Here is an 8,980-nt window from a genome sequence, read left to right as displayed (position 1 = left end):
ACACGATTGGCCAACCAGTCGGGCAACTTCGGTGCGGATTTAGGCTTAGCTGGCATCACTTTTCTATTCCCACTGGAAGTGGATGAAACACTGGACGGTAATTTTATTTTGGGTAACCCAGTTACTTTAGGGGAGCTAATGGGAGAAGACTTCGATTGCTCTAGGCTCAAAGTAAAATCCTGCCCATTAAAAGCAAGGGTCAAGGTCTCACTTTTAAGGTCAAAGGCTTGCGCTTTATATTCCTCGTAAGTTTTTTCGCTAAGTTTTATCCATTCCCCAAAATTAGATTTTTTATTAAAAATACAAAAATGTGGAATGCCTTTGAGTAGAAAATATCCCCGAAATTCAACTTCCTTTGCAAATGCCGGATCAATCATTGGTTTAGGAGGCGGGGGCGGAGGACTAATAGTTGGAGGCGGACGGTTAGATCCTGGCCTGAGAAATGGGTTTCCAGCAACTCCTCCCCAAGAAAATGAAGATAAAACAATAAAAGAAAGAAGGCTTATGTATAATTTATACACTCCTTTAATATTCCAAATATACTTACTTAGAGCAAGAAATAGATAAATATCTAAATTATAGAAAAAGAATTCTATGGAATTCTACGAAACGGGAGCTTTGCCTAGAAACTTGCCGTTCTGAACCCCAACCAAATAAAAATCAAAGTGCCAAAAAAATTAGCCAAAAAATAGCTAGTTGCTGGTAACCAGGAACCTTTCTGAAGTAATCCATATAGGTCTAGTCCGAAAGTTGAAAAAGTGGTGAACCCACCACATATACCAATAATCCAAAAGGCTCGGAATAATTCTCCCCCAGTATGATTAGCTCCCCATTTTACTAGGTAACCAATTAGAAAGGCTCCCCCAAGATTTGCGAGTACGGTTGCTACTGGGGAATGGTTGCTGAATGCGTAAGAGAGTAAAGCTCGGAATACAGAACCTAACGCACCGCCTAACCCAACCAGTAAAAAAAATTTAATCCCCATCTGCGATCGGGACCGAAAAGCGTTAGCCCTCGGTTACCTCTTCAACGGTTTCTTCGACTTCATCCTCGTCTTCCTCCTCCTCAACCTCGGTTTCAGCTTCTTCTACACTGTTGTATTTTAAAACACGCTGAGTTTGGGGAAGTGGCGAAAGACTAACGATAATGAAACGTCCGTTTAATTTGGGTTGGTCATCAGGACGACCAACTCCCGATAAGTCTTTGATGGCACGACGGACAACATCCATACCTATATTGATATGCTCCATCTCTCGACCGCGAAACATCAAGGTAACCTTTAATTTATTTCCTTGGTGTAAAAACCTTTCAGATCGTCGCAACTTGGTTACGTAATCGTGCTCTTCAATCCTTGGCCTAAACTTGGCTTCCTTGACTCGCTTAGCCACTTTCTCCTTGTTCTTCTTATTCTTACTCAGTTCGTATTTATACTTACCAAATTCAAGAATTCTACAGACTGGAGGTTGGGCATTGGCAGCAACCTCGACTAGGTCTAAGGCATGGCTTTTAGCAATTTTTAGTGCTTCTTCTGGAGGCATAACCCCCAGCATTTCACCATCTGCTCCGATCACGCGTATCTCACGAGCACGGATCTTATCGTTTTTTCGGATATAATTGCGGTTGTTAAACCGCCTTTTATTATTTTTACCACGTGGTGAAGGAGCCATGTGGTTAGTTTGATTTATGCATAAAGGTTGAGAGAAATTTAAAAAATAATAACCTGATTTATCCTACCTAGTTAACCCCTTTGCAACATTTAATTACAAATTAAACATTTAGAGATTAAAGCTTTCACCACAGCTACAACTTGCTTTTGCATTGGGATTGGAAAACTTGAACCCACCTGCCACCAATTGATCCGAGTAATCCAAAGTAGTACCACGCAAATAAAGGGCAGTCTTAGAATCTACCAAAACACCAGAGCCTTGGCTCTCAACAAATAAGTCTCCCGCTTTGCCAACCTCTACAAATTTCATTTTGTAGGAAAGTCCATTACAACCACCTCCTGTAATGCGAATCCGAAGATAATTACCCGAATTTTCACGGTCAATTAGCTGAGATATCTTTTCGGCTGCTTTGGCAGTGAGCCGAACCAATTTTTCATTGGCCTGTAAATAATCAACTTCTGTAAGCATACCTATGAATATTTAATACTCCTGTTGTATGGTCATGGCAATTTCATCCATCCACTTGAGGTGATTTTTTCTTGGAGAGTCGGGCAAAACCGCGTTTGCCCGTGAGAAAGAAATTTAAAAAATCTAAAGTTACATCTCCGGATGGACTTGGTTTCCTATTGAGTATTTCTTTCGCTATTTTTTTTAAGTTTCCATTTTGCATGAGCTCAAGAAAACAATTTTTGACTTCAGAAACTGCGGATGGGGGAATTTTCCGACGTTTCATTCCAATAAGATTGAGCCCGGAAATTAAATTTCTACCGGAAACCAAAACCTGGGGGGGGATGTCCAACGATATTTCTGACAAACCACCAATCATAGCACCCTGTCCGATTCGTACAAATTGGTGAACAGCTGCCCCACCACCCAGAAAAACATCCCTAGCCACGCTTACATGGCCACCAAGGAGTGCCCCATTTGCAAGTACCACCCTTTCACCAAGTGAGCAATCATGAGCAACATGAGAATAACCCATAAGAAAGCAGTTCTTCCCCACCCTAGTCTCACCACCTTTTTCAATGGAACGGTGGAGAGTAACTCCCTCTCCCAAGCGAACATCATCTTCTAAAACTACGCTTGATGAAATGGAACGATCAAAACCCAAGTGCTGGGGATCCCCACCAACCACAGCAAAGTGCCCGACCTCCACGCCCCGTCCAAGTACTGCGTATTTTTTGATGACAGCATGCGAATGGATATGGCAACCATCTCCAACCTTGGCACCATTTTCAATAATAGCATAGGCATCGACAGTTACCTGAGCACCAATACTGACGCCCTCTTCTATAAGAGCAGTGGGATGGATTTGAGAATTCTTCATTTTTAAATCTTACTAAAATCAATCGTCCTGAAAAATCTCTAATTGGGGATCTTTGGACAAGCCATAAGCCTTAACCAGTCTGAGTAATTGTAGAACTTCTCTTCCCTCGTACGACTTTGCAGGTTGGGACTGCCTGAGTAAATTTTCTAAAATTGAACGCAAGGTAAGCACACCATCAACTTCCAAGCCTTCAAACATTTGGTATAATTTTGTCAACCGTTCGGTACTAGATGGAAGAGCAGGAACGACAAGAATCCGCAGGGAATCACCAATTCCGGCATCGCTCCATTCTGACTTGGTCGAAAAACATTCCTTAATCCTGGACTCATCTATTTCCTGCTTAAAATATTTGATCAATTGAGCATCACTCGAAAGAGATGCTGGAGAAAAACTGCTATTTCCCCAGCCCAATATGGCCACAGAGGCAAATCGTATCTTAGCCAAATCTGCGGAGTATAAACGGGTATTTAAGGCCAGGTCGTTGCTCGTTGCCCGCGGATTCATAACCGCCAAAACGGGCAATGGGTTCAATTTTTTTTTGGTGGTAGCCAGAGTTGCGATGGTTGCTTGACGCACCAAAAATCCATTACTCTCAAAGTATGCACCTATCAGATCCTGCTCGACCATCAGTTCAATTAATTAGGATGAACTGATTAATTTGCCCCCACTGACTTCCAAGCAGTTACAATCTGATCTTGGTTAGCATCGTCGCTACAAAAAGCTTCACCGACCTCACGCAATAATACAAAGCGCAGAACTCCCCGGTCCACTTTTTTATCTGACTCCAATGCCATGACTAGATCGTCTAGTTTTAAAGGTTCTTTTAATTTGACCGGCAAATTATAAACACCAAGTAGTTCCAATAAACTACTTTCTTTTAAACCTTCACCCCCATCGACCAGTTGGGAAAGTCGCAAGGCACAGACAAGTCCAATTGCCACGGCCTCCCCATGTAAATAAGAACCGTAGCCCGCAACCTTTTCTATAGCATGTGCAAAAGTATGGCCTAGGTTGAGTAAAGCTCTTCCGCCCTCCAAACCAGAAGTCTCGCGTTCGTCCGACTGCACGACCTTAGCTTTGATAGCACAACATCTTTCAATAAGTTCGCATAAATCAGAAGAGTTTGGAGAAAACGGGCTTTTTCGAACAAGCAAACTGTTAAATAATTGGCTGTCTCCAAGCATGCCATACTTAATTACCTCTCCCATTCCAGCAGAGAATTCTCGATTGGGCAGAGTTTTTAGAAGATCTAAATCAACCACGACAGAATCTGGTTGATGAAAAGAACCGACCAGGTTTTTACCTGAACTCAGGTTAATCCCGGTTTTTCCACCAACCGAACTATCTACCATGGCAAGAAGGGTTGTAGGAACTTGATGAAACGAAATACCCCTAAGAAAACTTGCCGCGGCAAAACCGGCTAGGTCGCCAACTACTCCTCCACCAATGGCTAAAAGAAATCCACTTCGATCAATTTTTGATTGAGCAAGAAAGTCCCAAGTTTTTGATAATTGTTCAATAGACTTACTCCCTTCTCCCGAAGGCACAACGAGATATGGAATTGAATGGAGGACATTTCTACAAAATTCTGGTTGGGCAGCTTTGAAATTTTCATCCACTAATGCCACTCCTTTTCGGCCCTCAGAAATATTCATCTGAATGAATTCACCAAGTTTTCCAGCCAAATTCCTACCAATATCAATGGGGTAACTCCTCGATCCTAAACTAACAGTTAAACTCTTTTCCATAGAATTCATCTTATTCAATCAATCTACCGATCAACACTTTCAACAAGGTCGGGAAGTAAGGAGTCCAAGTAGGCATCGATCGAGAAAGGTTGCAGGTCGTCTGGTTGTTCTCCAAGCCCGAGAAAATAAACTGGGATTTTTAATTCCCGATAGATTGAAACCAGGGCACCTCCCTTGGAAGTTCCATCCAATTTGGTAACCACTAAACCGGTGAGGCCAAATTTTTCGTGGAATAACTTCGCTTGAGAAAGTCCATTGGTACCGGTTGATCCGTCTACAACGAGCCAAGAATGATGCGGGCTCTCGGGGTCCCGGTTTTGAAGAACGCGCCTCAACTTCGCTAATTCTTCCATCAGGTGATCCTTAACATGCAGTCGACCCGCGGTATCGAGCAATAAATAATCTCGCCCTTTTGCCTGAGCCGATGAATAAGCGTCAAACGCCACAGCTGCGGCGTCACCCCCGTGGTGACCGGAAACGATTTCCAGGTCCAACCGATTGGCCCATGACTTTAACTGCTCAGTAGCCGCCGCACGAAAAGTATCACATGCACCCAAAGTCAGGCTTTTACCAGCCTCAGAAAAAAGATTACCCAACTTTGCACAGGTTGTGGTTTTGCCTGAACCATTCACTCCGATGAGGCAAATAACTTCTGGCTTACCTGCAGGAGTTTCATCAAGTTTGCCTTCAGAATTTGCCAAGGCCTTCCTCAGCACGGCTCGGGCTACTTTGCGGGCGTCATCCCCCCTGAATTCTTTATCTTTTTTGAATGTAGTTTGAATTTCTGATAAAATTTCTTCGGTTGTGTCAGGACCAAAGTCGCATGCGTAAAAAGCTTCCTCCAAATCAAGAAAGTCGTCTTCCGAAAGTGAGCTTCTTCCGGACACTCGATCAAAGGCACCCTGTAGAAGAGCCGACCCTTTGCTTAATCCTTTTTTAAATTTTGAAAACAGTCCCATTTCTTAGAAGTAAAAGATTTCAATTTGCATAAATCAAGTGCGGGCAGGAAGCCTTCACTTTGGCTGAATTAATAAAGTACAGCAAGAAAAGTCGAGAACTTGGCGAGTGCAGCAATCCTGCTGAGTGTAGGATTGCACACAAAGCATAATCGTGCGGTCTGACAACTCCCAACTATCAGTAATAAAACCACCTGAATCATTCTGAGGAACATCCCAAAGGTGAGGAAAAGGGACTTGTTTATTGGGTTTCCCGTAAGCAGAGGTTACCCGCTTGCGCAAAATCTGCCATTGCGGACGAACGATTTCATCATAAAAAAAATCCTGCCACCCTGCCTCTCCTTGTATTAAACAAAGGCTAAGAGATTTGCCCTCGAATTTACAGGTTAATTCATAGGCGTGACCATCCCAACGGATGGGAGACTTGATCAAGTCGGATTGCAACTCTCGGTAACCCAAGAAATTGCGTGATTGTAATTTTTGCAGTACAATCTCCCGGTTGTCTCCTTGCTTAAGCCCGGCAAAAAAACCCGGCTCTACAAGCTTTGGAAATCCAGGAGATTCTGGAAAGTCGTTTGGCCGTGCATTTGAAGATGCAGAAATTGATAAAAGACCAACCAAAATTCCGTTTCTTAAATTACAAAGCATAATAAATTCTTTCCAACGCCAACATCGCATAGCAACTAACTAACACAGGATCCTTTTCCCACCACCGACCTGATTCGTTGACCCAGTATCCATCATTGCTTTGGGTGTCGAGTAAGGCGAGGGTAAGTTCCTTACGCCAATCCCGGCTTTTACCCGAGGAATCTTTAATCTGTTCTACACCAGCAAGAGACAGGGCCTTAGACATCGTGTGGTAATAATAAAAAAGACCCTGCTGTCCCATACCTGGGTTTTCAGCAATTTGATAATTTTTAGCCAACCATTCACGCACCGCCAAGACCCTGGGATCAGAGGCATCCATTTCTGCGTAAATAAAACTGAGCAAGCCCGCATAACTCATGCTTCCATATGACCTCAGGGATACTGTGCCATTGGCATCCTCTCTTTCTCCTGCCATACTATTACCAGGAAAATAGACAAATCCTCCACGGTCTTCAGGGTGTTGACTCACCCATTCCTCATCATTTGTTTCCGGTAAGTTTTGACACTTGGAAACAAAATCAATCGCGGCCTGCCAATCTAATTTTGTAATATCTTCTTCTTTGGAGCCGATAGTCTTTTTAGCATAGTAAAGTGCCTCCAATGCTAAATGGGTGTTAGATAAGTCGGAATGCGCCCAAGTCGATCCATATCCCACCCCGCCATCAAAAACATTATCTCTCTTTCCTTTTTCATCAAAGTCTGATTGCTGATTCACTAGGAACCTTCGAGCCGATTGGATAATCGATTTATCGATCGGGTCGTTCTGCTGAAGAAAAGCCATTAAACTAATCGAAGTATTGTAAGAGGCTAAACCTTTACCATAAATACCTCCATCTGATTGTACTTTTGTGCGTAAAAATTTAAAGCCTGAGGTAATTTGTTCACGGTATTTTTTGGTCTCCGTCACAGAAGGATGCCCAAGGGTCGCACGAAGCACCAAGGCTGTAAGAGCAGGATACTGAGAACTCCCCCAATAACCATCGGTGGCATTTTGTTCTCCATGTAACCAGCTCAACCCCTTATCCAATGACCTCTCAATTTCCAACTTCAGGGAGGTGTTGGGCGATGCCTGGAGATGAAAGTTTAAACTTATCAAGGCCCAAATGCATGTTCCTTGAAGCAAGAATTTTAAAATTAGTATCAGATTCATTGTATAAAACTAAAAAATTACTCCTTTTTTGGCAATTTCAAGCGGATTCGAACGGGGTAACCTTTAGGGGGCATCGCGATTTGATGGGCTATCCAAACTTCATCCGAATTACTCTGCTTATCCATACTGTTAAGAACAGCTCTCGAATCATGGTAAACCGCAATAATTGAACCATCCATTTCTGCTAGATACTGACCCTCTATGGTGCTCGATCCTGAAAAAACAAAGGATTTACTAGCTAGTTCTCGATTATCAACCTGATTGATGACCATCGAGCTAATGGGCTTTTCCTGATAAGTGTTATTTTGTTCCCAGATTATCGATAGCTCAATTCTTCTTAGGTTTGTCCATTCACTAACATTACCGTCAAGAATCTTAAAGAATCTGGTTTCCGGCTTTTCCTTAAGGAGAAGGAAGCATGCATGTACAAAACGGGGCCTGACTTTGGTCCGAAACAAAGATTCATGAACTTTTCCGTTTTCATGAACCAATGCATATTCCACCAGACCACTTATTTGATTACAAATTCCAGGAAATGAAAACTCTCGATTATTTTGATCAATTAAAATGTCCCCAAATTGATAACGCCCTGGTCCGATCTCGGAAATTTCCGGATATGGATGTGCCTCCTCAGCATAACTTAAAAAAGGACCAAAGAGTGCCACCAAAACCAACAAGCCTGAAAACACTTTCGAGTAATAGGTTATCATAAAAGAACAATTTCAATTTGATTTCCTACCGAAGTCAATGGCATCAGGAGTTAGATTCTCAGATAATATTGAATAACCTGTGCATCATTTCCGCCTTCTGTGCTTGCTTGACCTTTATCGTTCTGTATCGATAAGTTTAAATTATTCTATTCACCCACCCTGTTAATAATAATGGACGAAGAAGCTGAGAACGAAGAAGAAGCCGATTATGGAGATGACTCCGAATTTTCCGGCGAGGAAGATTCAGGCCAAGTCACAGAAGTGCCACCTGCTGAGGGTGCCTTCGGGAAATATCTTCGCGAATACAGGTTATTGAACAGTCTTCTCTTATCACTCGGTATCATTGTGGGGATTATTGGTTTTATGCTCGCATGGACCATCGTTGTTCATGTCGGTGAGGAAGGGGATTCAGATTTTGGGGAAGCAGGCCCACCTGCAGCCCAGCAGCAGCAACAGGTGCAAAAACAAATGCAGAAATTGATGCAGCGTCAAAAAAAGGCAACCCCCTCATCGAAGTCCGAATTTAAGACCACCACAGTGTCCGAAATTGCCCTGCCCGACTTCAACGAATTGGATGTTAAAGATCTTGCTCCGGTTGTGGAAGCGGCCCCTCCGCAAATGTCCAAATCGACGATGAATAACCAAGCCATGAAGAGTGCTCTGAAGGGTATCAGTATGAGCTTACCCAAGGTGATGCAACAACGGTGCGATCCTAAAAAACGGGTAGAAAGACTTCGTTCCGGTGGAGGGAAGGATATGACCGAAGATGCAATC

At 43.0% G+C, this 8,980-nt stretch carries 11 protein-coding genes and 1 pseudogene; 1 reads left to right on the top strand and 11 read right to left on the bottom strand.

Translation table 11 applies throughout. The features are described from left to right. The 11 genes from ACKPQ4_RS08510 to ACKPQ4_RS08460 all read right to left on the bottom strand — a co-directional run. On the bottom strand, nucleotides 1-521 hold a 521-nt coding region (locus ACKPQ4_RS08510; protein WP_407680761.1), incomplete at its 3' end, for a hypothetical protein. A 101-nt stretch (nucleotides 522-622) separates the two neighbouring features. Then, on the bottom strand, nucleotides 623-985 hold the full coding sequence (locus ACKPQ4_RS08505) for a fluoride efflux transporter FluC (protein ID WP_407680760.1): 363 nt from the start codon (nucleotides 983-985) through the stop codon (nucleotides 623-625). A gap of 22 nt (nucleotides 986-1,007) precedes the next feature. After that, on the bottom strand, nucleotides 1,008-1,667 hold the full coding sequence (infC, locus tag ACKPQ4_RS08500; protein ID WP_407680759.1) for a translation initiation factor IF-3: 660 nt from the start codon (nucleotides 1,665-1,667) through the stop codon (nucleotides 1,008-1,010). Between the two features lie 108 nt (nucleotides 1,668-1,775). Continuing rightward, complete coding sequence (locus ACKPQ4_RS08495; protein ID WP_407680758.1) at nucleotides 1,776-2,135, bottom strand: HesB/IscA family protein; 360 nt, start codon at nucleotides 2,133-2,135, stop codon at nucleotides 1,776-1,778. Nucleotides 2,136-2,178: 43 nt separating this feature from the next. Continuing rightward, on the bottom strand, nucleotides 2,179-2,994 hold the full coding sequence (lpxA, locus tag ACKPQ4_RS08490; protein ID WP_407680757.1) for an acyl-ACP--UDP-N-acetylglucosamine O-acyltransferase: 816 nt from the start codon (nucleotides 2,992-2,994) through the stop codon (nucleotides 2,179-2,181). 18 nt (nucleotides 2,995-3,012) lie between these two features. Next, complete coding sequence (locus tag ACKPQ4_RS08485) at nucleotides 3,013-3,621, bottom strand: hypothetical protein (RefSeq protein WP_407680756.1); 609 nt, start codon at nucleotides 3,619-3,621, stop codon at nucleotides 3,013-3,015. 26 nt (nucleotides 3,622-3,647) lie between these two features. Beyond that, on the bottom strand, nucleotides 3,648-4,742 hold the full coding sequence (aroB, locus tag ACKPQ4_RS08480; protein WP_407680755.1) for a 3-dehydroquinate synthase: 1,095 nt from the start codon (nucleotides 4,740-4,742) through the stop codon (nucleotides 3,648-3,650). A gap of 23 nt (nucleotides 4,743-4,765) precedes the next feature. Next, entirely contained in the window at nucleotides 4,766-5,701 is a 936-nt protein-coding gene (gene ftsY, locus ACKPQ4_RS08475; protein WP_407680754.1) for a signal recognition particle-docking protein FtsY, read from the bottom strand. A 54-nt stretch (nucleotides 5,702-5,755) separates the two neighbouring features. Further along, on the bottom strand, nucleotides 5,756-6,346 hold the full coding sequence (locus tag ACKPQ4_RS08470; protein WP_407680753.1) for a hypothetical protein: 591 nt from the start codon (nucleotides 6,344-6,346) through the stop codon (nucleotides 5,756-5,758). Next, a complete protein-coding gene (locus tag ACKPQ4_RS08465; RefSeq protein WP_407680752.1) occupies nucleotides 6,336-7,442 on the bottom strand; it encodes a prenyltransferase/squalene oxidase repeat-containing protein in 1,107 nt (368 codons plus the stop codon). Before ACKPQ4_RS08465 ends, ACKPQ4_RS08470 begins: the two co-directional genes overlap by 11 nt. A gap of 71 nt (nucleotides 7,443-7,513) precedes the next feature. Then, on the bottom strand, nucleotides 7,514-8,206 hold the full coding sequence (locus tag ACKPQ4_RS08460) for a YdjY domain-containing protein (protein ID WP_407680751.1): 693 nt from the start codon (nucleotides 8,204-8,206) through the stop codon (nucleotides 7,514-7,516). Nucleotides 8,207-8,377: 171 nt separating this feature from the next. Between ACKPQ4_RS08460 and ACKPQ4_RS08455 the strand changes: the two are divergent. Next, nucleotides 8,378-8,980, top strand: a pseudogene (locus tag ACKPQ4_RS08455) (hypothetical protein); the annotation flags it as partial.

Source organism: Candidatus Chordibacter forsetii (assembly GCF_964187505.1).
Taxonomy (GTDB): Bacteria; Verrucomicrobiota; Verrucomicrobiia; order Opitutales; family Seribacteraceae; genus Chordibacter; species Chordibacter forsetii.
The sequence above is the reverse complement of the archived record's forward strand: the minus strand, read 5'-3'. Positions and strand labels throughout refer to the sequence as shown.

What these genes read in the sequence shown, in the direction of transcription:
- ACKPQ4_RS08505 (WP_407680760.1), bottom strand. Translation starts at nt 985, where the DNA reads ATGGGGATTAAATTTTTTTTACTGGTTGGGTTAGGCGGTGCGTTAGGT.
- infC (WP_407680759.1), bottom strand. Translation starts at nt 1,667, where the DNA reads ATGGCTCCTTCACCACGTGGTAAAAATAATAAAAGGCGGTTTAACAAC.
- ACKPQ4_RS08495 (WP_407680758.1), bottom strand. Translation starts at nt 2,135, where the DNA reads ATGCTTACAGAAGTTGATTATTTACAGGCCAATGAAAAATTGGTTCGG.
- lpxA (WP_407680757.1), bottom strand. Translation starts at nt 2,994, where the DNA reads ATGAAGAATTCTCAAATCCATCCCACTGCTCTTATAGAAGAGGGCGTC.
- ACKPQ4_RS08485 (WP_407680756.1), bottom strand. Translation starts at nt 3,621, where the DNA reads ATGGTCGAGCAGGATCTGATAGGTGCATACTTTGAGAGTAATGGATTT.
- aroB (WP_407680755.1), bottom strand. Translation starts at nt 4,742, where the DNA reads ATGGAAAAGAGTTTAACTGTTAGTTTAGGATCGAGGAGTTACCCCATT.
- ftsY (WP_407680754.1), bottom strand. Translation starts at nt 5,701, where the DNA reads ATGGGACTGTTTTCAAAATTTAAAAAAGGATTAAGCAAAGGGTCGGCT.
- ACKPQ4_RS08470 (WP_407680753.1), bottom strand. Translation starts at nt 6,346, where the DNA reads ATGCTTTGTAATTTAAGAAACGGAATTTTGGTTGGTCTTTTATCAATT.
- ACKPQ4_RS08460 (WP_407680751.1), bottom strand. Translation starts at nt 8,206, where the DNA reads ATGATAACCTATTACTCGAAAGTGTTTTCAGGCTTGTTGGTTTTGGTG.